This window comes from Maritalea sp. (assembly GCF_047634455.1).
Taxonomy (GTDB): domain Bacteria; phylum Pseudomonadota; class Alphaproteobacteria; order Rhizobiales; family Devosiaceae; genus Maritalea.
This window is the reverse complement of sequence record NZ_JBLIAI010000003.1, coordinates 87,633-111,886: the sequence shown is the minus strand read 5'-3', so window position 1 is coordinate 111,886 and position 24,254 is coordinate 87,633. Positions and strand designations below refer to the sequence as shown.

Sequence of the window (24,254 nt, the reverse complement as noted above, 5' to 3'; positions counted from 1 at the left end):
CGTTTGTGTGGTCCTATTTGTTCCGCGTTAGGCGGCGCATTAGGCTGGATGTGTCCCAACGGCTTCCCCCCATCGACTGCACTTCTTTATAAAATTGATCAACAAGCGCTGTCAGGGGCAGTGATGCCTCATTTTGATCGGCTTCAGCCAAGCACATCCCCAAATCCTTGCGCATCCAATCAACCGCAAAGCCAAATTCGAACTCGTCTTTTAGCATGGTGGAGCCACGGTTTTCCATTTGCCATGAACCAGCTGCGCCCTTAGAAATCACGTCCAACACTGCGTCGCCATCAAGCCCGGCTTTTTGCGCAAAATTCATGCCTTCAGCCAGACCTTGGACCACACCTGCGATGCATATTTGATTGACCATTTTGGTGAGCTGACCTGCGCCAGCATCGCCTAGTAATTTGCACGACTTAGCGTACGCATCGATGATCGGCGCTGCTCTGTCAAAAATATCTTTATCGCCGCCGCACATGACCGTCAGCACGCCGTTTTCTGCTCCAGCTTGCCCACCCGAAACCGGCGCGTCAATAAACCCAATACCGCGCGACTTTGCGTCAGCATAAAGTTCACGCGCCACCGACGCGCTGGCAGTCGTGTGATCGACAAAAACAGCACCCTCATCCATCGAACTGAACGCGCCATTTTCTCCAATTGTCACTGATTTCAAATCATCATCATTGCCCACACAGGCGAAGACGAGGTCGCAGCCTTTTGCTGCTTGTGCGGGCGTCAGCGCCATATCGCCGCCATGGGTGTCTACCCATGTCTGCGCACGGTGCGCGGTGCGGTTGTATACTGTAACACTATGCCCAGCATTTTGCAGATGACCCGCCATTGGTCCACCCATCACACCTAGCCCGATCCATGCAATTTTACTCATAAAATGTCTCCTTCGTCAGCGACAACTTCAGAACCGACGATTGTTGAACGTGCATGTGCGCACTCTATTGTTTTCGTTGATTTGGGGAGGATCATTTCAAATTGGTGTGCGTAGAGCAAGGGCCCGAAATGCAAAAGAACGGACGAACGCAAGGCGAATTTGCCGAAAATCCCAACTCTTGATAAAGTTAAGGTAACAGGTTTTGGATCGAGGTGAATTTTGATCGTGCGCATGTTATTTGTTGTTATCGTCTTTTTTGCGTCGGTTACGACAGCTATTGCCTGTGAATGCCCGGATAATTCATCGCTGATTGAGGGAATGGACCTGCAAATTGCAGAGCGCGCGGCAAAGTTGCAATTCGTGCTGAATGGTGGTCAAGAAAGCAAAACCGGTTATTCAAACGACCCGTCAGTTCTGACCAGGGAAATACAAGAAATATCCAAAGTTCGAGATCAATTCATAAAAGAGCAATCTGACTGCGAGAAACAGTGCGCGCGGCAGTTGGACAAAAGCATTTTTGATCCGGATACAACCGACCCGGTGGTAAGTGCAGCCTGCCCACGTTGCGCCAAACTGCAAGAGGAGCTGACAATTGAGGATGTTCAATTGTCTCTCGCCATTCGAAACCTAACGCTATTCAAGAATGAAAATGAGCAAGCCCTGTTGGATGGTATGGAGATGAAAAAAGCCGGTCCAAGCAAAATTGCGTTTGATCAAGAACGCATGAAATATGCAAAAGCATATGGCACCTATCAATATTTGTTGGACAGGCGGCAACGCGCATGCGGCACTGGTTACGGGGCGCCCAACGCGGATACCAGCTATTATCACCCCGAAAGTTTTGACGCAGAAGAACCGTTGCCAGACGATTTTTGGGAAAGTTCAGAGCCAGAATTGGACCCAGACCGTCCCCTTGTTGACGAGGATGGCCGTGAACTGGTCGTTTTGAATAGTGACGGAAACGAGATCAGTCCTCGTAAATACCGAGAGCAGCAACAAAGCATCAAAGCGCATCAAAAAAAAGTGGATGAATTTTTTGCCTTGCCGGGGCTTTTGATCAGCATTCCAGCGAGCATTGCACAAGCGGCAGCTGAAGACGCGGACCGCATGGTCGACCAGATCCGTTCGCTTGATATTGACATACCCTATGGACTGGAGCTCACCGAATATGGCGAATGCCTGAGGTGGGCGCGGCTGGTTGACCAGCATTTGGAGCATGTATTGATACCTGCCAGCAACGCGCTCAACCAAGCTGAACGGGGATTACCGGGGGGCAGCTCCCAAAAATTCGAAGAGCTGAACGAACTTGAACAAAAAGTACGCGAGGCGCGCAAGAAACGCGATCAAGCGATGGATGCGCTGATCGATTGCAACACGAAATATTGCCGCAAGAAACCGATTGTCAGCGCACAATTTGAAGATGAGCCCAAGGGCAGCGGCCTAAATGGTGGTGACATTGGCGTGCCGCCTGCCTTCGACCCATTGCCGATTGAGCCTTTACCGTTTGTTCCCGCGCCGCTTGGGCTAACGCCGTTGCCGGAGCCACCAGTGTTTGATGCACCAACCGGACTTGGGGAGTTGCCAGAACTGCCGGGCAATCAAACTAATATCAATCCTTTGCCGCCCGTGCCACTTGTTGCAATTCCGCCGGGCAGCAGCCCCCCAGTTGGGCAACCGAAAGCTCCCGGACAATTGTCGCTTCAGGACCTGCTTGATCAGCGAAATCAAGCGATTGCTTCCGGCATAATGCGCGCGCCTGTGAGTGCCTGCGAATTTGAACCTGATGATGTTTGCCTAAAGCTTGGTGGCGAAGAAGCCGAGCAATGCAAAATAAAGGCCTCCATTTGGCGAGACGAATGCCGTGCTGTTCGCGACAGGGCCGGAGAGAAATCGTTGAACTATTGCTACGCTAGATGCGATATCCAGTCCACAGCAGCGCAAAATGCCAACTTTTTACAGCAACTTGTTCTGAGTGTCGTTCGCGCCAACGATCCGCAAAACTCAGAAATCCTTGCGGCACGAAGGGCGACAAATGAGAAAATGCTCAAGGACGCATCAACGGAACTGCAACAGCTTGAGGACAAGCTTGCAAACAACAAAATCTATATCTACACCAACACAGAGACGGGTGCGATCATTCAGCACAATGGTCCATTTTTTGAACCCAAACCACCATTGATCCACACCGGTGAAATGCCTGCGCCCTTGACTGAGGCCCAACTTGAACGGCGCACCATATTACATGACCGGATCACCGAATTGGCCAAAGAGGCGGTTGAGTTAACCACCGAACCTGCAGAGATCAGCGCATGGCGACCAAAAGCAATTGAGTTTTGGAGCGGCAATGAAAACTATTCACCTGTCGCTTGCAAGCCTGAACAAATCGCGCCGGAACTGGCAGCTTGTCGTGCATTTTGTGATGCGCAAATGCCGATATCAAAAGACGCGGGCGGCGGACCGGCACCGTTAGATTTTTGCAAACCGAACGGCGTTTTGGGATTATTGCTACAGCCCTTTTCACGCAAATGGATTTACCCTCCCGGACATGCGTGGCAAGCCCCAGGGTATGGCCGCTGAGCTACACCCTACAAGGCACAAGACATGTCCAGATTTGCGTCGCGGCAATTTCATCGTTGCCGACGGTTTTGGTATCTAAACGAATGCCGACATAGCCGCGCTCACCCTTGGAAGAGGCTTTTAGCGAAACGACCTCTGCATCCACATAAACCGCCTCGCCGGGGAAAACGGGCTTAGCGAATTTAAGCTCATCAATACGCATGCCGATCAAAGGATTGTTGCCAAACGGTTTCTCTAGCGCCATCAGGCGCATTGTTGCCGACAAGGTCTGCCAACCCGAGGCGATGATGGTGCCAAACGGCCCCTCTTTTGCACCCTCTTCGTCAATGTGGATGAACTGCGGATCATATTCAGATGCAAATTCGTGCACCTTTTCTGCCGTTAGTTCAAACGTCCCAGTTCTGATTTTTTCACCCAATTGCACATCTTCAAAAAAGCGGGTTTCGCTCATGTCTTCCTCATCTACTTGTTGGTTGATTTGATGCGAGAGACAACGTCTTCGCTGATGAAATCAACAATGGTTCTGATGCGCGTGAGATGCGCAAAATCCTCGGGCACGGTCAGCCATAGTTCGCGCTCCAACTCAATACTGCCATCAAGCACAGGCACCAAAGTGTCGTAGTTTTTCGCGATGTAATCTGGCAATATGCAAACCCCGGCCCCGGCCAATGCCATTTGCAATTGCACATGCAGACTTGTTGACGTCAGGTGGGCTTTTAGGCTTGGGTCAACGCTGGGGATATAGTCCAGCTCTTTGTCGAAAATCATGTCGGGCACATAGCCGATGCCCCTTAGTTTGGCGAGATGCTTCTTTTGTTTGATCGGCTGGTTGCGCGCCACATAGTTTCGCTCACCATAAATGTGCAACGGATAGGTCGCCAATTTTTTGATTTTTACCCGGCCAGTTTGCGGGCGCGTGCCGGTCAGCACCAAGTCAGCCTCGCGTTTGGACATGGAAAATGAGCGCGGTACCGCCAGCAATTGCACTTCAAGGCCCGGATGCAGACGACAAAGCTCAGCGGCGCTTTCAGCCAACAAAAACGAAGCGATGCCCACATGGGTTGCGATGCGCACCGTCCCTGTGAGGCTTGTTGATGCGCCAGCCACCTCATCAAACACCCGCATCGCGTCGCTTTCAAGCTGTTCGGCAAGGGGCAAAAGTTTGTAGCCTTGGTCCGCCAAACTGTATCCTTGCGGCGAGCGATGAAACAGCGGCACGCCCAAACTGTCTTCGAGCGCGGTGATCCGTCGCCCCACAGTTGCATGGTCCACACCCAAATAAGAACCTGCACGAGAAAGCGTGCCGTGACGGGCCACGGCGAGGAAAAATCGAAAATCATCCCAGTTGTTTCGCATAGGACAAATACTGCCAGATATGCTAGAATTAGACTAGTGCATTAATGCACAATGGTTTTGCCATATTGGTTGTTGATATTGCGTTTGCGCACAATATGATGCGCACCAAAGTTTTAATATGCACGCGATGTGGCATTTATGGGAGGCACCCGCAATGAACGAGATTACCCACTTCATCAATGGCGAACATGTCAAAGGCACTTCGGGCCGATTTGCAGATGTTTTCAACCCAGCAACAGGCAAGGTGCAAGCCAAAGTGCCGCTCGCCAACAAAGCTGAATTGGACGCGGCAATTGCCAACGCAAAAGAAGCGCAAATTGGTTGGGCGAAAGTCAACCCACAAAAGCGTGGCCGGGTGATGATGAAGTTCGTTGACCTTTTGCACCGCGATATGGACAAACTTGCAGAGGCATTGTCGCGTGAACACGGTAAAACCATCCCTGATGCCAAAGGCGATGTAATCCGTGGATTAGAAGTCGCAGAATTCGCAATCGGTGCGCCGCATTTCCTTAAAGGCGAATATAGCGCCGCAGCTTCAACCGGCATTGACATCTATTCTATGCGCCAACCTTTGGGCGTTGTGGCAGGTATCACCCCGTTTAACTTCCCAGCGATGATCCCGATGTGGAAATTTTGCCCCGCGATTGCTGCAGGCAACACATTTATCCTTAAGCCTTCGGAGCGCGATCCAAGTGTGCCGAATATGCTTGCAGAATTGATGCTTGAAGCTGGTGCGCCAAAAGGCGTGTTAAATGTGGTGCATGGCGACAAAGAAGCCGTGGACGGCATTCTGGACCATGACGACATTCAGGCGATTGGCTTTGTGGGCTCTACCCCTATTGCTGAATATATCTATTCACGCGGCACAGCGAACGGCAAACGCGTTCAGTGCTTTGGCGGCGCGAAAAACCACATGATCATCATGCCGGATGCGGACATGAACCAAGTGGTCGACGCTTTGGTTGGCGCAGGTTATGGCGCGGCGGGCGAACGCTGCATGGCAATTTCTGTGGCTGTTCCCGTGGGCAAAGAAACCGGCGACAAATTGGTCGCAGCACTCAAGGAGCGTGTAGAAGCATTGCGCGTTGGACCATACACTGACGGTGATGAGGCAGACTTTGGCCCATTGGTGACCAAAGAAGCGCAGGCGAAGGTTAAAGGCCTTGTTGATCAGGGTGTAAAAGAAGGCGCGAGCCTTGTTGTTGATGGTCGAGACTTTGTCGCCAAGGGGCACGAAGATGGCTTTTTTGTCGGCCCCTGCTTGTTCGACAATGTGACCGAAGATATGGAAATCTACAAACAAGAGATCTTTGGGCCGGTTTTGTGTGTAGCGCGGGTTGATAACTATGAAGCTGGTTTGAAGCTGGCGATGGACCATGAATATGGTAACGGCGTTGCAATTTTCACCCGTGACGGCGACACGGCACGCGACTTTGCGTTCCGCATCAATGTGGGCATGGTTGGGGTAAACGTGCCGATCCCCGTGCCGTTGGCCTATTACACATTTGGCGGCTGGAAACGGTCAGGCTTTGGTGATTTGAACCAACACGGACCAGATGCGTTCCGGTTCTACACAAAAACCAAAACCGTCACCTCGCGTTGGCCTTCTGGCACCAAAGAAGGCGCAAGTTTTTCCATTCCGACTATGGAGTAATCCAACATGGATTTTGCGTTAAGCGAAGAGCAGTCGGCCATTTTTGAAATGGCGCGTGAGTTTTCAATGGAAAACATTGCACCCCATGCGGTGGAATGGGATCAGGCCAAGCACTTTCCGCTTGATGTGATCAAAAAAACTGCCGAGCTGGGCATGGCAGGGATTTATACACGCGACGATATTGGTGGGTCAGATTTGACCCGGCTTGATGCGGCGTTGATATTTGAAGCCCTGTCGCATGGTTGCCCTGCCACGGCGTCGTTTCTGTCCATTCACAATATGTGCTCTTGGATGATCGACACATTCGGGTCTGAGGATATGCGTCAGAAATGGGGTCCAAAACTGACCAGCATGGAAACCGTGGCCAGCTATTGTTTGACGGAACCCGGTTCTGGTTCCGACGCAGCTTCGTTGAAAACTACTGCAAAGCGCGATGGTGATAATTACGTTCTAAAAGGCACAAAGAGCTTTATTTCTGGCGGTGGCGTGTCTGACCTATATATTGTTATGGCCCGCACGGGTGAACCTGGTCCAAAGGGCATTTCTGCGTTCCTTATGGAAAAAGGAACGCCCGGTCTTTCTTACGGGGCGAACGAAAAGAAAATGGGCTGGAACGTTCAGCCAACCACCGAAGTGGTGATGGACGATGTGGTGATCCCGGCAGAAAACCTGCTCGGCCAAGAAGGCGACGGGTTTAAATATGCCATGAAGGGTCTTGATGGCGGGCGATTGAACATTGCTGCCAGTGCTTTGGGTGCCGCCCAAGCTGCGCTTGATAAAACGCTTTCCTATATGTCAGAGCGCCAAGCGTTCGGTAAATCAATCAATCAGTTCCAAGCTTTGCAGTTCCGTTTGGCCGATATGGAAATTGAATTACAGGCGGCACGGGTATTCCTGTACAAAGCGGCATGGACCTACGATCAGGGATCGCCCGACGCCACCAAATACTGCGCCATGGCTAAACGTTTTGTCACCGATACGGCGTTCGACGTAGCCAACCAAGCGCTACAATTGCACGGCGGTTACGGCTATTTAGCTGATTACGGCATTGAGAAAATCGTGCGTGATTTGCGGGTGCACCAAATCCTTGAAGGCACAAATGAAATTATGCGTTTGATCGTTTCCCGCCAAATGTTGAGTGATAATTGATGGATGATTTGATTGTTCAAATTCAGGGCGATGTTGGGGTATTGACCCTCAATCGTCCCAAAGCCCTGAACGCACTTAGCCAATCCATGATTGACGGCATTGCCGACGCACTTGCCAGTTGGGCAAAGAATGATGCAGTACGGTGCATTCTGATTGAAGGCGCGGGTGAACGGGCCTTTTGCGCCGGTGGTGATATTCAGGTGATATATGAAACTGGGCCTCAAGACCCAATCGGATCGCTAGAGTTTTGGCGTGACGAGTATCAACTAAACGCGATGATCGCGAACTACAAAAATCCCTATATCGCTTTGATGCATGGGTTCACGATGGGCGGCGGTGTTGGCGTTTCTGCACACGGCTCGCACCGGATTGTGACCGACGGCTCAGTGATTTCCATGCCCGAAGTCGGCATTGGGTTTATGCCCGATGTTGGCGGCACATGGCTACTACACAATGCGCCCAAGGGCGTTGGTGCTTATTACGGGATTTCGGGCGCAAGGATGGGGCCAGACGATGCGATCTTTATGGGATTTGCGGACGCCTATGTGCCGAACGGCAAGTTCGCCACCATCAAAACCCGGTTGATTGCGGGTGAAGATATTGATGCGATTTTGGCGGATGTCAGCGAAACGCCAAATGAAGGCGACGCGCGCTGGCACCAAAATGACATTGCCCGCTGGTTCGATGCTGATAATTTTGATCAGGTGATGGCCAATGTCGAAGCGGACAAAAGTGAATTTGCGCAAGGCGCATTGAAGCTATTGAAACGGCAATGCCCGTTGAGCGTGAAATCAACATTCCATGCGTTGCGCGAAGTTGAAAGTTACACATCGGTCGAGCAAAGTCTGCAACTCGAGTTCCGGTTCTGCGCGGCTAGCCTAAAAGGCAAAAACTTTTATGAAGGCATCCGTGCTGCCGTAATCGACAAGGATCGCAACCCGAAATGGGAACCGGCGACTTTGGCTGAGGTGAGCGACCAGATGATAAACAATATGTTTGCCCCGTTGGGCGACAAAGAATTGGTTTTTTGAACCAGCAAAATTGGGAGTGGGAACATGAACGTCGCATTTATTGGACTGGGCAATATGGGCGGGCCGATGGCCGTCAATTTGGTGAAACAGGGCCATGATGTTTTAGGCTTTGATTTGATGGCAGAGAATGCCAACAAAGCCAAAGCAGCTGGGGTCAGCTTGGCAACAAGCGCTGAAGAAGCTGTGGCCAATGCAGATGCGATTGTAACCATGTTGCCGAACGGCAAAATCGTGCTTTCAGTATTTGACCAACTTCTAAACCATGCGCCCAAAGGTGCGGTCTTTGTCGATTGTTCGACCATTGATGTGGCCAGTGCGCGTGAAGCACACAAAAAGGCACAAGACGCGGGTATGCTCAGCCTAGACGCCCCCGTTTCTGGCGGTGTTGGTGGTGCGGCAGGTGGCACGTTGACTTTCATGGTTGGTGGTAGTGACGCTGCTTTTGAAAAGGCCAAGTCGCTGTTTGACATTATGGGCCAAAAGGCCGTGCACTGCGGAGCAGATGGTGCAGGACAATCTGCCAAAATTTGCAACAATATGCTGTTGGGCATTTCAATGATTGGCACCGCCGAAGCGTTTAATCTGGCTGACTCGCTCGGTCTTGATAAATCGGCATTGTTTGATGTTGTTTCCACATCAAGTGGCTCGTGCTGGTCGGTCAACACCTATTGCCCCGTACCCGGCGTTGGCCCCAAAAGCCCAGCTGACAATGGCTATTTGCCCGGATTTGATGCAGCACTGATGCTCAAAGATTTGAAACTATCCCAAGATGCTGCTGAACATTCAGGTGCGGTTACCCCCCTTGGCGAACACGCCACAAAGTTGTATGACGCTTTTGTCGAGAAGAATGGCGTGGGGCACGACTTTTCTGGCATCATAAATGAACTCAAAGAGCAAAAGCGCTCTTAAGACACAATAAAGTGCCCAAACTAAAAGGCCATTCACTATGACAGATACCATTTTGGTCGAAAAAATCGACCGAGTTGTACATATCACCCTAAACCGCCCCGAAGCGCTAAATGCGCTCAATCTTGCTGTCATGAACGACGTGACCGAAACACTTGAGCAATATGATACTGACCCAGAGGTTGGTTGCTTTGTGATTTCAGGTTCTCCAAAGGCCTTTGCTGCTGGCGCTGACATCAAAGAAATGCAATCCCAATCCTATACCGACATGGCCAAAGCCAATTGGTTTGCTGGTTGGGACAAGCTTACACGCACCCGCACTCCAGTTCTTGCGGCCGTCAACGGTTATGCACTTGGTGGCGGCTGTGAACTCGCCATGATGTGCGACGTAGTTTACGCTGGCGACCGCGCGAAATTTGGACAACCAGAAATCAAGCTTGGCGTCATTCCCGGCATGGGCGGCTCGCAACGCTTGACGAAATTGGTCGGCAAATCCAAAGCCATGGATATGATTTTGACCGGCCGGATGATGGACGCTGAAGAAGCAGAGCGTTCTGGTTTGGCGGCGCGGATCTTCCCAGCAGACGAGTTGGTGGAACAGGTTTTAAAGATCGCCGCTGAAATTGCAGGCTTTGGCAAACTGTCGACACAAACCGCGAAAGAAGCGGTGAACCAAGCTGAAGAGCTCAGTGTTAGTCAAGGCGTATTGTTTGAACGGCGCACCTTTCATGCATTATTTGCAACCGCAGATCAAAAAGAGGGCATGGCGGCATTTGCTGACAAACGTGACCCTGACTTTAAAGGCGAATAGGACTTTTATTCATGCAGATTAATTCTGATTTGACGGCTGTCATTACGGGTGGCGCATCTGGTTTGGGCGAAGGTGTTGCGCGGCATTTGGCGGCCAAGGGCGTAAAAGTTGGCCTGTTCGACCTCAACGAAGAACGCGGCGAAGCGATTGCCAAGGAACTTGGCGGCACCTTTGCACGCGTTGATGTTTCGGATGCGGCAAGTGTTGCTGCAGGCTTTGAAAAGGTGCGCGCTGCAAACGGCCAAGAACGTGTTGTTGTGAACTGCGCGGGCATTGCGCCGGGCGCAAAAACAATTGACCGTGAGGGCAACCCACATGACCCAAACCTGTTCGCCAAAACCATTGGCGTCAATCTGATCGGCACGTTCCACTGCGCGTCTATGGGCGCGGCGGGCATGGCCAAACTGGATACAATTAGCGACGACCTTGAGCGCGGTGTGATCATCAACACAGCTTCAGTTGCAGCCTATGAAGGGCAAGTCGGACAAATCGCTTATTCCGCTTCAAAAGGCGGCGTAGTTGGCATGATGTTACCGATGGCACGCGATTTGAGCCGCGATGGCATTCGCGTGGTCACGATTGCGCCGGGCATTTTTATGACACCAATGATGGCTGGTTTTAGCGAAGAAGTGCAAGAATCACTGGCGGCGAACACCCCGTTCCCCAAACGGTTGGGCACACCGGCTGATTATGCATCGCTCGCAGAAGAAATCATTCGAAATTCAATGATCAATGGTGAAACCATTCGGATTGACGGCGCTGTGCGCTTACAACCGCGATAGGAGAGACAAATGAGCAATGATCCAATTGTAATTGTTGGTGCAGCCCGCACCCCAATGGGTGGTTTTCAAGGCGAACTTGGCGCGGTTGCTGCGCCAGCCCTTGGCGCAACGGCCATTAAAGCCGCACTCGAACGCGCTGGCATTGATGGTGCCGATGTTTCAGAAGTGTTGATGGGTAATGTTTTGTCCGCTGGTGTTGGTCAAGCTCCTGCCCGTCAAGCAACCTTGGGTGCAGGTTTGCCCCTAAGCACACCTTCAACCACCATTTCAAAGGTGTGTGGTTCTGGCATGAAAGCTGTGATGATGGCGCATGACCAACTTAAAGCTGGCAATGGCGACATTCTTGTGGCTGGCGGCATGGAAAGTATGACCAACGCGCCATACATTTTGCCAAAAATGCGCGGCGGTGCCCGCATGGGCCACGCCGAAGTCATCGACCATATGTTCTTTGATGGTTTGCAGAACGCCTATGATGGCCACGAGCTGATGGGCAATTTTGCAGAAAATTGTGCGGGCAAATATGCGTTTACACGCGAGGCACAAGACGAGTTCGCTTTAAGCTCGCTAGCCAAAGCACTTGCTGCACAAAAGTCTGGGGCATTTGAAGCCGAGATTGCACCCGTAACCGTTGCATCGCGCAAAGGCGAAATTGTTGTGTCAGAAGATGAGCAACCAAAAAATGCGCTGCCAGAAAAAATACCAACATTGCGACCCGCTTTTGCCAAAGACGGCACGGTAACCGCAGCCAATGCTTCTTCGATCTCAGATGGTGCGGCCGCATTGGTGTTGATGCGCGAAAGCGACGCGAAGGCGAAGGGCTTGAAAATCCGGGCTCGTATTGTTGGGCATCAAAGCCATGCGCATGAGCCGGGTTGGTTCACCACTGCGCCAGTCCCCGCCATGCAAAAATTGGTCGACAAGATCGGTTGGAGCGTTGCAGACGTGGACCTGTGGGAAATTAATGAGGCCTTTGCCGTGGTGACCATGGCGGCGCAAAAGGACCTGAACATTGATCAAGACAAAATCAACATTAATGGCGGCGCTTGTGCGCTTGGGCACCCAATTGGTGCATCTGGTGCACGGATTTTGGTGACCCTGTTGCATGCGCTTGAGCACACCTCTAAAACACGGGGTGTTGCCTCACTTTGTATCGGTGGCGGAGAAGCCACAGCCATGGCGATTGAAATCGCTTAACGCATTCCATTAGGAGTTTATTGGAACATGAAAATTCTCGTTCCCGTTAAACGGGTAGTTGATTACAACGTCAAAATCCGGGTGAAAGCCGATGGTTCTGGCGTTGACTTGAACAATGTCAAAATGAGCATGAACCCGTTCGACGAAATCGCAGTTGAAGAAGCGCTAAAGCTTAGAGAAGCTGGCAAGGCAGACGAAGTGATTGTGGTCTCTATCGGCCCAGACAAAGCGCAAGAAACCTTGCGTACTGGTTTGGCCATGGGTGCTGATCGTGCGATCCTTGTGCAGGTTGAAGGGACAGTTGAGCCGCTTGACGTTGCCAAAATCCTTAAAGGTGTCGTGGAAGCTGAAAGCGCACAATTGGTAATTTTGGGCAAGCAAGCGATTGACGATGATGCGAACCAAACCGGCCAAATGTTGGCTGCTTTGCTTGGCTGGGGCCAAGGCACCTTCGCCTTTAAAGTTGACGTTTCCGACAGTTCTGTTGATGTGACCCGCGAAGTGGATGGCGGTTTGCAAACCGTCAAACTCAACTTACCAGCGATCATCACAACCGATTTGCGCCTCAACCAACCACGCTATGCGTCTTTGCCCAACATTATGAAGGCCAAGAAAAAGCCATTAGATGTGAAAACACCGGGTGATTTTGGTGTTGAAGTGAAGAACCGTTTGACCATTCTTGAAACAACAGAACCAGCGGCACGCAAAGCGGGCATTAAAGTTGGCTCAGTTGCCGAACTTGTCGACAAATTGAAAAACGAAGCGGGAGCGATCTAATGGCTACACTTCTTCTTGCAGAACATGACAATCAGAATTTGAACGACGCAACTTTGCGAGCGGCAAATGCTGCTGCGCAATTGGGCGCTGAGGTTCATGTGCTGGTGGCGGGCGCAGGTTGCGCGGCCGTTGGTGATGCTGCCGCGAAAATTTCAGGCGTTGCAAAAGTCATCGTTGCTGACGATGCAGCTTTTGCTAACCATTTGGCGGAGCCTGTTGCCGATTTGATCGTTTCAATGGCTGATGGCTATGACGCTTTTGTGGCCCCGGCTACGTCCAACGGCAAAAACACAATGCCACGCGTTGCCGCCTTGCTGGACGTGATGCAAATTTCTGAAGTGACGCAAGTTGTTTCAGCGGACACATTTGTGCGCCCGATTTATGCAGGCAACGCTTTCCAAAAAGTGCAGACCTCGGACGCGAAAAAAGTGCTAACTGTTCGCACGACAACGTTTGAAGCAGCATTGCTTGATGGGTCCGCAAATGTTGAAGCACATGGCGCATCTGTCGCAAATGCTGTATCGAGTTTTGTTGGCGCGCAATTAGCTAGCGGCGATAGAGTTGATTTGGCGTCAGCCAAAATCGTTATTTCTGGCGGCCGCGCGTTAGGCTCCAAAGAAAAGTTCAACGAGCTGCTTGAGCCTTTGGCTGACAAGCTGGGCGCTGCGCTTGGTGCATCTCGTGCGGCAGTTGATGCCGGCTTTGCGCCAAACGATTGGCAAGTCGGGCAAACCGGCAAAGTGGTTGCACCTGATCTGTACATCGCAATTGGCATTTCAGGCGCGATCCAGCATTTGGCGGGCATGAAAGATAGTACGATCATCGTTGCCATTAACACAGATGAAGACGCGCCGATCTTCTCCATCGCTGATTACGGTTTGGTTGCTGACCTGTTTGAAGCTGTGCCTGAACTTACAGCCTCTATCTAAGAACAAAAGGGTCGCGATATGTCAGAGATGCCAAAGCTTAAAGATGCGCTGTTGGATATCACTGACAAGGTCGCGACCCTTACTTTTAACCGGGATGATGTGCGCAACGCGCTGACCGGCACCAACCTTATTGATGACATTATCGACACGCTCGATTGGGTCGAACATACATCGAATGCTCATGTGCTGGTGATTACCGGCGCGGGCAAGGGCTTTTCGTCGGGCGGCAACGTCAAAGACATGCATGAGCGCACAGGTATGTTTTCAGGCAATGTCGAGGACATTGCGGCGGCCTACAAAGCCACCATCCAGCGCATTCCCTTGAAGATGTCTCAGATCAGTTTTCCGGTGATCGCAGCGATCAATGGCGCAGCGGTTGGCGCGGGATTTGACCTTACCGCCATGTGCGATATTCGCATCGCCTCAACATACGCCAAATTTGGCGAGAACTTTGTCAATATCGGCCTGATCCCTGGCGATGGCGGCGCATATTTCCTTCAGCGGATAGTTGGCTATCAACGAGCATCAGAGCTGACGTTTACGGGTCGTCTGTTTGAAGCGGATGAAGCTAAAGAGATCGGCTATGTGCTTGATGTGGTGGAGCCTGAAGAATTACTTGTTCGCGCTGCCGAATTGGCCGCTCAGATCGCTTCAAAACCAGCTTATCAAGTGCGCCAATCCAAACTGCTGATGCGCAAAGCGCAGGTGATGAACCTGCCCGACTTCTTGGATCTGTCGGCATTGGTGCAAGGCACTTGTCATCATACTGAGGATCACAAAGAAGCAGTGGCGGCGTTCGTTGAAAAACGTTCGCCGAACTTCAACTAACTACTTCACCCAATCCGGTTTGCGCTTTTCAAAAAAAGCAGCGATACCTTCGTGCGCTTCTGGATCTTCCCAGCAGTCGGCTAGTTGATTGACCGTAAAGTCTATAGTCGCTTCGTCAATGACGGGGCCAAGTGATCGGGCAAGCCTTTTGGCTCTTGCTACAGCGCCAGGAGCAGTTTGCAAGTACGGCAGAATTTCGGTCTCGACAGCGGCGTCGAGCTCGCTCTGCTCCACAATTTTGGCGACAAGATTTAGCGCCTTGGCTTCTTGGGCATCGAAAAGACGCGCGGACATAAACACGCGCCGGGCTTTATCCTCCCCCATACGGGCCAGCACATAGGGGCTGATGGTCGCGGGGATCAGGCCCAGTTTGGTTTCGGTCAGGCCAAATTTTGCGCCCATAACCGCCACAACTACATCGCACACCGACATCATGCCAATACCGCCGCCAAAGGCGTTGCCTTGCACTTTGCCGATCAGTGGTTTTTCCAGCGTATTGAGCGCAAACAGCATGCTGGCCAAACGTTTGGCTTCCGCTATGCGCACCTCGCGCGTCGCATCAAACTGCTCACGCATCCAGGCTAAGTCACCGCCGGCACAAAAGCTTTTGCCGCTTGCTGCCAACACCACGGCGCGGATTGATTTGTCGTTGTTTATGCTTTCAGCCGCAGATTTGATCTGATCGCACATGTCCGCGTTGAGCGCATTATGCTTGTCGGCACGATCAAGCGTGAGGGTGGCGATGCCGCGTTCGTCGGTTGTGAGCATAATATATTGATAGGCCATATCTATCCTTTCAGCCCGGTCGCAAAGGCACTTGCAATGCTTAGCTTTTGCGCATCAATGCCTGTGTGAAAGCCTTTGCTGTACAGCAATTGAACCACCGCTTCTGTCGCCACATTACCTTTTGCGCCCGGCGCATAGGGGCAACCACCCAATCCGCCGACGGCGGCATCAAAGGTGCGCAGACCTTTGTCGAGGCAGACGACTATATTGTCCAGCGCCCGGCCATGTGTATCATGAAAATGACCAGCCAGTTTTTCAGCCGGAACAAACGCCAAAACAGCATCCAACATAAGCTTAGTTGTTTCGGGCGTCGCTGCGCCTATAGTGTCGCCAAGGCTGATTTCATAGCAACCTATACCAAGCAATTGTTTTGCAACCATCGCCACAGATTCTGGTGGAGTTGGACCATCATAAGGACAATCGGTGACGCAGGAAACATAGCCGCGCACGGGAACATTTTCAGCCTTCGCTGCTGCCAAAACGGGTTTGAAGCGCTCAATGCTTTGAGCGATGGAGCAATTGATGTTCTTTTGGCTAAAGCCCTCTGACGCTGAGGCGAAGATCGCAACTTCATCGGCTTTTGCCGCCCGCGCGCTTTCATACCCCAGTAGGTTTGGCGTCAGCGCTGCATAAGAAATGCCGTCTTTGCGGGCAATGCCTGCCAGCACCTCAGCAGCATCCGCCATTTGCGGTACCCATTTTGGCGAAACAAAACTGGTGACTTCGATCTTCTTAAACCCGCAGTCTGACAGCAAATCTACAAGCTTGATCTTGTCGCTTGTTGCGATTTGTTGCTTCTCGTTTTGCAGCCCATCGCGCGGACCCATTTCAAAAATTGTGACGTGATCAGTCATCTAGCGGCTCCAATTGGATCAACAATCCGCCATCTTCCACCTGATCTCCAAGGCTGACGAACACCGCTTCAATCACCCCATCACGCGGGGCCAACAAAGCGTGTTCCATTTTCATCGCTTCGACCACGACTAATTTGTCACCTTCTAAAACTTCATCGCCGACTTGTGCATTCAACGCCACAACGGCGCCCGGCATGGGCGACAGCACTGCATCGCCTGATAGAGCACCCTCGCCTGCGAGCTCCAGTTTCACCCGATCAAACGTGAACGTATCTGTGCCCGTGAAAATGGAAATGAAATCTTGATTGGCAAAGAACCCGAGTTGATGGCGCTGCCCGTTTACGGCCAACGAAATACTGTTTTCATCCGCCGCCAGCAGCTCAACGTTCAAATCACTGTCATCATCTGAAATGTTGAAGTGTTTGCCATTGCCCAGCACCACATCATAGCTCAGTCGTTCACCCTCGTGATCAAATTCAATGCTGTCCGTCTCGCCAGACCATGTGCGCCAACCTGCAAGTTGATCCCACGGCTCCGCCGAAACTGGGGTACGAGCAAGGCCCAACCCGATAAGCGCCGCCGCTGAAATTGCCGCTTCTGTGGGTTTTGGTGTGATGGTTAGCGCGTCGAGATCGCGCTCAATCAGGCCCGTATCGACCTCGCCATTGCCGAACCCTTCATGGGCACAAAGTGCCGCCAGAAACGCTCGGTTGGTGACCGATCCCGCAATTTCAGACTTGCCTAGCGCCGATGCCAATCCGTTCAACGCTTCTTTGCGGTTTGCGCCATGTACTGTAATTTTGGCAATCATCGGATCATAAAATGGCGAAATCACATCGCCCGTCACCACACCCGAATCGATGCGCGCGCTATCTGCCGGCAGATTCAAATGCGCAAGGGTTCCCGTTGCGGGCAAGAAGCCCTTTGGTACGTCTTCTGCATATAGCCGAGCCTCAAATGCCCAGCCATTTATCGACAATTCATCTTGGGTTTTGGGCAATGTTTCACCGCTTGCGACCCGCAATTGCCACGCGACCAAATCTTGTCCGGTGATCATTTCGGTGACCGGGTGTTCAACCTGCAACCGGGTATTCATTTCCATGAAATAGAAACCGTTCGAGTTGAGCCCGTTGGAAGCATCGACGATAAATTCAATCGTGCCCGCACCGGAATAATTGATGGCTTTTGCAGCGGTTACCGCCGCGTCACCCATGGCCTTGCGCATCTCTTGGGTCATGCCCGGCGCAGGGGCTTCTTCGATTACTTTTTGATGGCGGCGCTGCAACGAGCAATCGCGTTCAAACAGGTGCACTGCATTGCCATGATCGTCGCCAAACACTTGAATTTCGATATGGCGTGGGGTGGAGATGTATTTTTCAATCAGCACCCGCCTATCGCCAAAGCTTGATTGCCCCTCGCGCGATGCGCTTTCCAATGACGATTTAAACTCTGCCGGATCATCAACACGGCGCATGCCTTTGCCACCGCCACCAGCGCGGGCTTTGATCAAAACCGGATAACCAATTTTGTCGGCTTCAATGGCCAAAAAGTCAGGGTCTTGCTCGTTCCCATGATAGCCGGGCACCACGGGCACATTGGCTTTTTCCATCAACGCTTTTGCGGCGTCTTTAAGACCCATGGCCCGGATTGCATCGGCCGATGGGCCAATGAAACGCACGCCAGCTTGATCAAGCGCATCCACAAAATCAGGGTTTTCCGACAAAAAGCCATAGCCCGGATGCACGGCTTCAGCGCCAGAAAGTTGGATTGCTTCAAGGATCTTATCAACCCGCAAATAACTTTCCGCCACAGGTGCAGGGCCGAGCCGATAGGCTCCGTCGGCCATTTTCACATGCTGCGCATTCGCATCCGCATCAGAATATACCGCGACACATTTAACGCCCATGGCTTGCGCTGTGCGCATCACCCGGCAAGCAATTTCACCACGGTTGGCAATGAGAATTTTTTTAAACATCTCGTATCCCCTTACATTCTGAAGACGCCGAATTGCGTATCGGCAATCGGGGCGTTCAGGCTTGCGGAAAGTGAAAGGGCCAACTGGTCGCGGGTGCGGGCCGGGTGAATGATGCCATCGTCCCAAAGGCGGGCAGAAGCATAAAGTGGGTGCGATTGGCTTTCGAATTGGTCAATGATGGGTTGCTTGAACGCAGCCTCTTCATCCGCTGACCAATCTTCGCCATTGCGCTCATAGCCGTCGCGTTTGACAGTGGCGAGCACGCCCGCGGCCTGTTCGCCGCCCATTACCGAGATGCGCGAGTTTGGCCAAGTCCACAAGAAACGTGGGCCATATGCCCGGCCACACATGCCATAATTGCCCGCGCCGAATGAGCCGCCGACCAACACGGTGATTTTTGGCACGGAGGTGGTGGCGACAGCGGTTACGAGCTTTGCACCATGTTTGGCAATGCCTTCGTTTTCGTATTTTCGGCCAACCATAAATCCGGTGATATTTTGCAAGAACACCAGCGGAATTTTGCGCTGTGAGCACAGTTCGACAAAATGGGCACCTTTGAGCGCGCTCTCAGAAAACAGCACGCCGTTATTGGCGATGATGCCCACAGGCATGCCGTGAATGTGGGCAAAGCCGCAAATCAAGGTTATGCCGTAACGCGATTTAAACTCTTCAAACCGCGAGCCATCAACCGTGCGGGCGATGACTTCGCGAATATCATAAGGAGTTTTCAGATCACCCGGCACCACGCCGATGATCTCATTGGGATCATAAAGCGGCGCTTCAACTGATTGCATCAGCAACTGGTTTGGTTTTTGGCGGTTCAGATGCGCCACGGCTTTGCGCGCCAACTCAAGCGCATGTTGATCGTTTTCGGCCAAGTGATCGGCCACACCAGACAGACGTGTGTGCACATCGCCACCGCCTAAGTCTTCGGCCGCGACAATCTCGCCGGTTGCCGATTTTACAAGCGGTGGGCCAGCCAAAAAGATTGTGCCTTGTTCTTTTACGATGATGGTTTCGTCCGACATGGCGGGCACATATGCGCCACCCGCGGTGCACGATCCCATCACTACCGCAATTTGCGGGATACCGCGCGCAGACATGGTGGCTTGATTATAGAATATCCGGCCAAAATGCTCTTTATCGGCGAACACTTCATCTTGGTTTGGCAAGTTTGCCCCACCAGAATCCACCAAATAGACACAGGGCAAATTATTCTCTAAGGCAACTTCTTGTGCCCGAAGATGTTTTTTGACGGTCATTGGATAGTAGGTGCCACCTTTCACAGTGGCGTCGTTGCAAACAACCATCACCTCTTGCCCCGCAACTCGGCCGATGCCGGTGATCAGCCCGGCGCCGGGCGCTGCGCCATCATAAAGGCCGTGTGCCGCTGTCGCGCCAAGTTCCATGAAAGGGGAGCCCGGGTCTAGCAATTTTGTGACCCGATCTCGCGGCAATAATTTACCGCGTGACAGGTGGCGCTCGCGAGAACGCTCACCACCGCCCAACCGCGCCATTTCCGTAGCGGCGGCAATGTCGGCCATTTGGCTTTCCAACGCCTGTTTGTTGGCGATGAATTGCTCAGACTTGGTCGAGATTTGCGACTTAATAACCGACATGGCGGCGCTCCCTATATTTCGACTATTTGGTTTCGCTGAACATTTCACGACCGATCAGCATCCGGCGAATTTCGCTGGTGCCGGCACCGATTTCGTAAAGCTTCGCGTCGCGCAACAGGCGGCCCGTTGGATATTCGTTGATGTAGCCATTACCGCCGAGCAATTGAATGCCGTCAAGCGCGATCTGTGTGGCTTTTTCTGCGGAGTACAAAATGCAACCTGCTGCGTCTTTGCGGGTGGTTTCACCCCGGTCACAGGCTTGGGCCACGGCATACACATAAGCGCGAGATGCATTCATGGTTGAATAGATATCTGCCAGTTTGCCCTGCACCAATTGGAACTCACCAATGGCTTGGCCAAACTGTTTGCGCTCATGTACGTAGGGCACAACCACATCAAGTACTGCATGCATAATGCCGACCGGACCTGCGGCGAGCACCACGCGCTCATAGTCCAGACCAGACATCAAAACCCGCACGCCTTTGCCCACTTCGCCGAGCACGTTTTCTTCTGGCACGAAACATTTATCAAATACCAACTCGCATGTGTTGGAGCCGCGCATCCCGAGCTTGTCGAGTTTTTGCGCGGTTGAAAAACCATCAAAGTCTTTTTGCACGATGAAAGCCGTCATGCCTTTGGAGCCAGCAGCAGGATCGGTTTTGGCGTAAACAACCAGCGTATCCGCATCCGGGCCATTGGTGATCCACATTTTGTTGCCGGTCAAAAGAAAACCACCCTGCGCGGCTTCGGCTTTGAGTTGCATCGAAACGACGTCTGAACCTGCGCCCGGCTCTGACATCGCCAATGCGCCAACATGCTCGCCTGAAATGAGTTTTGGCAGATATTTCTCGCGCTGTTCCGGTGTTCCGTTGCGGAAAATTTGGTTCACGCATAAGTTAGAGTGCGCACCATAGGACAAGCCAACAGAAGCTGACGCACGGCTGAGCTCTTCCACCACAATACAGTGCGCCAAATAGCCCATATTTGCGCCGCCATATTCCTCAGAAACCGTAACGCCCAACAGGCCGAGATCGCCAAATTCTTTCCAAAGTTCATTTGGGAACTGGTTGGTTTCGTCGATCTGTGCAGCCATTGGGGCAATGCGGTCCTGTGCGAAACGGTGCACCATATCGCGCAAGGCTTCGAGATCTTCGCCAAGGGCAAAATTCATTCCTGTGGTGAACATTTAAATTTCCTCCGATATTTGCGCACCAACGCTTTGGCACACAAGTTGTGTGTAAATTGCTTCAATCTTGGATTGGCTGAGACGCCCCTTGGCCCGGTACCAAGTGGTCACCCCGGTCAGTTGCGCGAGGATAGCCATGGCGGCTACATGCACATCAGCGATATTAAATTGGTGATCATCAGATCCGCGCTGCAAAATGTCCTTCAGCGCAAATTCATATTGACGGCGCAACTTTTCGACCGCTGCGAAATTCTCAGGCTCAAGGTTGCGCAATTCCATATAGGAAATGAAAACATGGTCGGGGCGCTGCACGTGATAGCGGATGTGGAACAAAACAAATGCTTTAAGCGCATCAAGCGGAGTTTGACCTATCGGGCGTTCGTGTTCCCATGCGGCCAACAGCGCTTGCATATGCTCAACCATTAACCGGGCCAGCAAATCCTGTTTATTGGGGCTGTAATTGTAAAGCGCGCCAGCTTGCACACCAACTTCGCGGGCAATTTCGCGCATGGATACGGCTGCATAGCCCTTTTGTGCAAACAACTTTAGGGCAACGTCGTCAATACGTTTGGACGTTTCTTCGCCGTTTGAGCCGGTCGTACGTGCCATATGTTCGCTTCCGGCCTCCCCTCCTTTTCGTCACCTCAGGTGATACGAATTAAATGAACGTTCGTTTATTTACCACAATTGGACAGCTGACACAATAGGTTTGGATGCGGTGGGGTAAACTGAAAGCTAAAATCAAAAAACCCGCGCCGACAGTTGTCAGCGCGGGTTTGTAACACTTGAATAACAGCAAAGATTATTCGTTGCTTGATTCAATATCTACATATTCAAGAATCTTGGTCGGGTCAGCTTGAAGCGCCAAGATTTGGGGCATGCCAACACCTGTTTCAGTCTTGGAAGTAAGCGAGATACCAACGTAAGATGCATCGCCAGAAATGAAGCTTGAAATAGCACCACCCAAGTCAACCGCTTGATCAACGCCGCCAAGCAAGCCAACAATCATGCCGTTTGCCATGGCGGAGATTTGTGTTTGGAACGCGTCTACAGGTGCACCCTGTTCTGCAGCAGCCTGCGCCAAAGCAATATCCAAGAACCCTTCATTTTCCAGTTGAATGTCGAGTTCGTTTACGCCAAGTCCCATCGCAGCAATCATCGCCATTTGCGGATCAGACGCAAATAGACCCTCCGTTGCGCCAACAAAGTAACCAGAGACGTCGACGGTGCCCAGTTTTTCGCCAGTGAACATTAGCCGCGTCAGTTCAATTGCTTGAGCGGCCTCATCCCAGCTAAGAGACAATTCGTACCCAACATTTAGACGCTCGATGCCCAAGGCACGTAGTTTCTTGAGGCCATCGTCGGAAGGGTTTTCTGGCAAGTCTGCCTGCACGCCGGTTGTTGATAGCGAAATGTCTGAAGGAATGCCGTTTACATAGTCAGCAAGGCTTACATCAAAATCCTCAACTTCAACAATAACCCGCTCGCCGCCTTCATCGGGGGCATCAACAAAGAAATTCGAGAAGGAGAGACCTGCAAAAGCGGGGATAAATGAGCGGAAATTGGCTTCGAACCACTCCTTATCAATCTCGCTGAAGTCTTCAATTTGATTGTAGGCTTCAACCGTTGGATTAAAGTCAATTTCCTTAAACGTAAAATTACCAAGCTTGAAATCCACGTTTTCTTTTCCGGTAATTTTTATCGCAATATCGTTGGCTGAGATCGACGGGTAAAAACCTTTACCCATTGCGCCCACTTCCATTTTGCCCATCGACATGTCAAAACTTGTGCCATCTTTGGAACCCGCACAATCCAGTCCGTCAAACACCACCGGCGATGTTTCAAACGAATAGAGCAAGTCCGCATAGAAATCGGCCATTTTGATAATTTGTTCGGGGGAAGGCTTGTTGCTGGTTTCAAGTTCAGCCGCTAACGCCATCAATTCTGGATAAGAGACCTTCATTGCGCGCGCACGGTATTCGCCTGATTGATATTTGCCGATATTGCAACGCACGGGCCCAATGTCCATCGTGCCGCCAGCAACGATATAGTCCTGGTAAACACGAACCATTTCATTACTTTTTGGTTCGATCAAACCATAGGCATTAAGCAATGCCCCAAGGTTGAATTGGGTGATTGTGGTCTGGCCAAATGCCAATTTGAACGGCACATCCATGTCAACCGCTTTGCTTGGCGAGAGATTGCCGGTCGTGGCTTCCATTGACGCTGTTTGCGCGACACCATCTTTAACGTTCGTTAGCGCAATGTTTTTGAAGATAAACTCATTGTTAGAAACGTTGCCATCAACTTCAACCGTATAGATAAACTTAATCTCAGGTATGAAGATGCTCTTCGCGGTCAAACCGGCAAGGGCGTTGGCGTTTTCAACAAGTTTGCCTGAAATGACGCTGCGAATTGTTTCCGCATCAACATTGGAATCAACAGCATCAATGTTGCTGACTTCGAGGGAGTATTTCATTGATGAAGATGTAATTGTAGCGGATTCGCTTGACGGCGCAGTCGAACTGTCTTGCGCATATGTCGCACTTGCGCCAAGCGCAAGGGCAGCTGTGCCAGCGAGCAATAGTGTTTTGAGGCTGTTTTTCGCCCCGCCTGAACTAAATTTTTGCATGATGTCGGCTTTCCAAAATTCCCAAATTGATGACCGCTAAATAGACCCAAGTTCCTTAAAGAACGATGGACATATTTCACCTAACAGTCAATTGTGACGATGCGTTGGCAGCGCCCATTTATCACCATTACAATGAGTATGTGCTTGCGCAGTGAGCCGAGTCAAATCGCCCCATGAACCATTCGTAAAAGACCACGAAACCCGCAACCCTAACTCAACAACTGTGATGGTGTACTATATATGCAGCACACCAAAGAAATCAAGAGGGCCTATATGGTTTTATTTTTCCGCGTCAAATGATGGACCAACAAGTGGTTGGGCG

At 51.6% G+C, this 24,254-nt stretch carries 21 protein-coding genes; 11 read left to right on the top strand and 10 right to left on the bottom strand.

Annotated elements, in window-relative coordinates:
- Positions 1–13: 13 nt before the first annotated feature.
- Positions 14–886 carry an NAD(P)-dependent oxidoreductase gene (locus tag ACJAZW_RS02105; protein WP_415155203.1) on the bottom strand — a complete coding sequence of 291 codons (873 nt, stop codon included), beginning with the start codon at positions 884–886 and terminating at the stop codon, positions 14–16.
- 231 nt (positions 887–1,117) lie between these two features.
- Here ACJAZW_RS02105 and ACJAZW_RS02100 point away from each other — a divergent pair, with 231 nt between their 5' ends.
- Positions 1,118–3,463 carry a hypothetical protein gene (locus ACJAZW_RS02100; RefSeq protein ID WP_415155202.1) on the top strand — a complete coding sequence of 782 codons (2,346 nt, stop codon included), beginning with the start codon at positions 1,118–1,120 and terminating at the stop codon, positions 3,461–3,463.
- Between the two features lies 1 nt (position 3,464).
- On the opposite strand, the gene ACJAZW_RS02095 is transcribed toward ACJAZW_RS02100, so the two are convergent.
- Entirely contained in the window at positions 3,465–3,914 is a 450-nt protein-coding gene (locus tag ACJAZW_RS02095) for a MaoC/PaaZ C-terminal domain-containing protein (protein ID WP_415155201.1), read from the bottom strand.
- An 11-nt stretch (positions 3,915–3,925) separates the two neighbouring features.
- A complete protein-coding gene (locus ACJAZW_RS02090) occupies positions 3,926–4,819 on the bottom strand; it encodes a LysR family transcriptional regulator (RefSeq protein ID WP_415155200.1) in 894 nt (297 codons plus the stop codon).
- Positions 4,820–4,973: 154 nt separating this feature from the next.
- Between ACJAZW_RS02090 and ACJAZW_RS02085 the strand changes: the two genes are divergently transcribed.
- The 10 genes from ACJAZW_RS02085 to ACJAZW_RS02040 are packed head-to-tail and all read left to right on the top strand — an operon-like array spanning position 4,974 to position 14,880.
- The gene (locus ACJAZW_RS02085; RefSeq protein WP_415155199.1) at positions 4,974–6,473 is read left to right on the top strand and encodes a CoA-acylating methylmalonate-semialdehyde dehydrogenase; all 1,500 of its coding nucleotides are present in this window, start codon (positions 4,974–4,976) and stop codon (positions 6,471–6,473) included.
- 6 nt (positions 6,474–6,479) lie between these two features.
- Entirely contained in the window at positions 6,480–7,622 is a 1,143-nt protein-coding gene (locus tag ACJAZW_RS02080) for an acyl-CoA dehydrogenase family protein (RefSeq protein WP_415155198.1), read from the top strand.
- On the top strand, positions 7,622–8,653 hold the full coding sequence (locus ACJAZW_RS02075) for an enoyl-CoA hydratase/isomerase family protein (protein WP_415155197.1): 1,032 nt from the start codon (positions 7,622–7,624) through the stop codon (positions 8,651–8,653). The genes ACJAZW_RS02080 and ACJAZW_RS02075 overlap by 1 nt, the downstream gene beginning before the upstream one ends.
- A 24-nt stretch (positions 8,654–8,677) precedes the next feature.
- Complete coding sequence (gene mmsB, locus ACJAZW_RS02070) at positions 8,678–9,562, top strand: 3-hydroxyisobutyrate dehydrogenase (RefSeq protein WP_415155196.1); 885 nt, start codon at positions 8,678–8,680, stop codon at positions 9,560–9,562.
- Between the two features lie 37 nt (positions 9,563–9,599).
- Positions 9,600–10,370, top strand: a complete 771-nt coding sequence (locus ACJAZW_RS02065) for an enoyl-CoA hydratase (RefSeq protein ID WP_415155195.1) — start codon at positions 9,600–9,602, stop codon at positions 10,368–10,370.
- A gap of 11 nt (positions 10,371–10,381) precedes the next feature.
- The gene (locus ACJAZW_RS02060) at positions 10,382–11,152 is read left to right on the top strand and encodes an SDR family NAD(P)-dependent oxidoreductase (protein ID WP_415155194.1); all 771 of its coding nucleotides are present in this window, start codon (positions 10,382–10,384) and stop codon (positions 11,150–11,152) included.
- 9 nt (positions 11,153–11,161) lie between these two features.
- Entirely contained in the window at positions 11,162–12,346 is a 1,185-nt protein-coding gene (locus ACJAZW_RS02055) for an acetyl-CoA C-acyltransferase (protein ID WP_415155193.1), read from the top strand.
- 27 nt (positions 12,347–12,373) lie between these two features.
- A complete protein-coding gene (locus ACJAZW_RS02050; RefSeq protein ID WP_415155192.1) occupies positions 12,374–13,123 on the top strand; it encodes an electron transfer flavoprotein subunit beta/FixA family protein in 750 nt (249 codons plus the stop codon).
- Entirely contained in the window at positions 13,123–14,052 is a 930-nt protein-coding gene (locus tag ACJAZW_RS02045) for an electron transfer flavoprotein subunit alpha/FixB family protein (protein WP_415155191.1), read from the top strand. Before ACJAZW_RS02050 ends, ACJAZW_RS02045 begins: the two co-directional genes overlap by 1 nt.
- Positions 14,053–14,070: 18 nt before the next feature.
- Positions 14,071–14,880: an enoyl-CoA hydratase-related protein gene (locus tag ACJAZW_RS02040; RefSeq protein WP_415155190.1), complete on the top strand. Its 810-nt coding sequence runs from the start codon at positions 14,071–14,073 to the stop codon at positions 14,878–14,880.
- Here ACJAZW_RS02040 and ACJAZW_RS02035 read toward each other — a convergent pair whose 3' ends face one another.
- From ACJAZW_RS02035 to ACJAZW_RS02005, 7 genes are all read right to left on the bottom strand, one after another.
- The gene (locus ACJAZW_RS02035) at positions 14,881–15,666 is read right to left on the bottom strand and encodes a crotonase/enoyl-CoA hydratase family protein (protein WP_415155189.1); all 786 of its coding nucleotides are present in this window, start codon (positions 15,664–15,666) and stop codon (positions 14,881–14,883) included.
- Between the two features lie 2 nt (positions 15,667–15,668).
- The gene (locus ACJAZW_RS02030) at positions 15,669–16,520 is read right to left on the bottom strand and encodes a hydroxymethylglutaryl-CoA lyase (RefSeq protein ID WP_415155188.1); all 852 of its coding nucleotides are present in this window, start codon (positions 16,518–16,520) and stop codon (positions 15,669–15,671) included.
- Entirely contained in the window at positions 16,513–18,495 is a 1,983-nt protein-coding gene (locus ACJAZW_RS02025) for an acetyl/propionyl/methylcrotonyl-CoA carboxylase subunit alpha (RefSeq protein WP_415155187.1), read from the bottom strand. The genes ACJAZW_RS02030 and ACJAZW_RS02025 overlap by 8 nt, the downstream gene beginning before the upstream one ends.
- Before the next feature lie 11 nt (positions 18,496–18,506).
- Positions 18,507–20,114 carry a carboxyl transferase domain-containing protein gene (locus ACJAZW_RS02020; protein WP_415155186.1) on the bottom strand — a complete coding sequence of 536 codons (1,608 nt, stop codon included), beginning with the start codon at positions 20,112–20,114 and terminating at the stop codon, positions 18,507–18,509.
- 22 nt (positions 20,115–20,136) lie between these two features.
- Positions 20,137–21,285, bottom strand: a complete 1,149-nt coding sequence (locus ACJAZW_RS02015) for an isovaleryl-CoA dehydrogenase (protein ID WP_415155238.1) — start codon at positions 21,283–21,285, stop codon at positions 20,137–20,139.
- A gap of 15 nt (positions 21,286–21,300) precedes the next feature.
- Entirely contained in the window at positions 21,301–21,909 is a 609-nt protein-coding gene (locus ACJAZW_RS02010) for a TetR/AcrR family transcriptional regulator (RefSeq protein ID WP_415155185.1), read from the bottom strand.
- Between the two features lie 193 nt (positions 21,910–22,102).
- The gene (locus ACJAZW_RS02005; RefSeq protein ID WP_415155184.1) at positions 22,103–23,932 is read right to left on the bottom strand and encodes a hypothetical protein; all 1,830 of its coding nucleotides are present in this window, start codon (positions 23,930–23,932) and stop codon (positions 22,103–22,105) included.
- Positions 23,933–24,254: the final 322 nt, after the last annotated feature.

Excerpts from the sequence above, each read along its gene's own strand:
- ACJAZW_RS02035 (WP_415155189.1), bottom strand. The coding sequence starts at position 15,666 with ATGGCCTATCAATATATTATGCTCACAACCGACGAACGCGGCATCGCC.
- ACJAZW_RS02090 (WP_415155200.1), bottom strand. The coding sequence starts at position 4,819 with ATGCGAAACAACTGGGATGATTTTCGATTTTTCCTCGCCGTGGCCCGT.
- ACJAZW_RS02080 (WP_415155198.1), top strand. The coding sequence starts at position 6,480 with ATGGATTTTGCGTTAAGCGAAGAGCAGTCGGCCATTTTTGAAATGGCG.
- ACJAZW_RS02085 (WP_415155199.1), top strand. The coding sequence starts at position 4,974 with ATGAACGAGATTACCCACTTCATCAATGGCGAACATGTCAAAGGCACT.
- ACJAZW_RS02075 (WP_415155197.1), top strand. The coding sequence starts at position 7,622 with ATGGATGATTTGATTGTTCAAATTCAGGGCGATGTTGGGGTATTGACC.
- mmsB (WP_415155196.1), top strand. The coding sequence starts at position 8,678 with ATGAACGTCGCATTTATTGGACTGGGCAATATGGGCGGGCCGATGGCC.
- ACJAZW_RS02015 (WP_415155238.1), bottom strand. The coding sequence starts at position 21,285 with ATGAATTTTGCCCTTGGCGAAGATCTCGAAGCCTTGCGCGATATGGTG.
- ACJAZW_RS02095 (WP_415155201.1), bottom strand. The coding sequence starts at position 3,914 with ATGAGCGAAACCCGCTTTTTTGAAGATGTGCAATTGGGTGAAAAAATC.
- ACJAZW_RS02065 (WP_415155195.1), top strand. The coding sequence starts at position 9,600 with ATGACAGATACCATTTTGGTCGAAAAAATCGACCGAGTTGTACATATC.
- ACJAZW_RS02030 (WP_415155188.1), bottom strand. The coding sequence starts at position 16,520 with ATGACTGATCACGTCACAATTTTTGAAATGGGTCCGCGCGATGGGCTG.
- ACJAZW_RS02100 (WP_415155202.1), top strand. The coding sequence starts at position 1,118 with ATGTTATTTGTTGTTATCGTCTTTTTTGCGTCGGTTACGACAGCTATT.
- ACJAZW_RS02050 (WP_415155192.1), top strand. The coding sequence starts at position 12,374 with ATGAAAATTCTCGTTCCCGTTAAACGGGTAGTTGATTACAACGTCAAA.
- ACJAZW_RS02045 (WP_415155191.1), top strand. The coding sequence starts at position 13,123 with ATGGCTACACTTCTTCTTGCAGAACATGACAATCAGAATTTGAACGAC.
- ACJAZW_RS02040 (WP_415155190.1), top strand. The coding sequence starts at position 14,071 with ATGTCAGAGATGCCAAAGCTTAAAGATGCGCTGTTGGATATCACTGAC.
- ACJAZW_RS02060 (WP_415155194.1), top strand. The coding sequence starts at position 10,382 with ATGCAGATTAATTCTGATTTGACGGCTGTCATTACGGGTGGCGCATCT.
- ACJAZW_RS02010 (WP_415155185.1), bottom strand. The coding sequence starts at position 21,909 with ATGGCACGTACGACCGGCTCAAACGGCGAAGAAACGTCCAAACGTATT.
- ACJAZW_RS02055 (WP_415155193.1), top strand. The coding sequence starts at position 11,162 with ATGAGCAATGATCCAATTGTAATTGTTGGTGCAGCCCGCACCCCAATG.
- ACJAZW_RS02105 (WP_415155203.1), bottom strand. The coding sequence starts at position 886 with ATGAGTAAAATTGCATGGATCGGGCTAGGTGTGATGGGTGGACCAATG.
- ACJAZW_RS02020 (WP_415155186.1), bottom strand. The coding sequence starts at position 20,114 with ATGTCGGTTATTAAGTCGCAAATCTCGACCAAGTCTGAGCAATTCATC.
- ACJAZW_RS02025 (WP_415155187.1), bottom strand. The coding sequence starts at position 18,495 with ATGTTTAAAAAAATTCTCATTGCCAACCGTGGTGAAATTGCTTGCCGG.
- ACJAZW_RS02005 (WP_415155184.1), bottom strand. The coding sequence starts at position 23,932 with ATGCAAAAATTTAGTTCAGGCGGGGCGAAAAACAGCCTCAAAACACTA.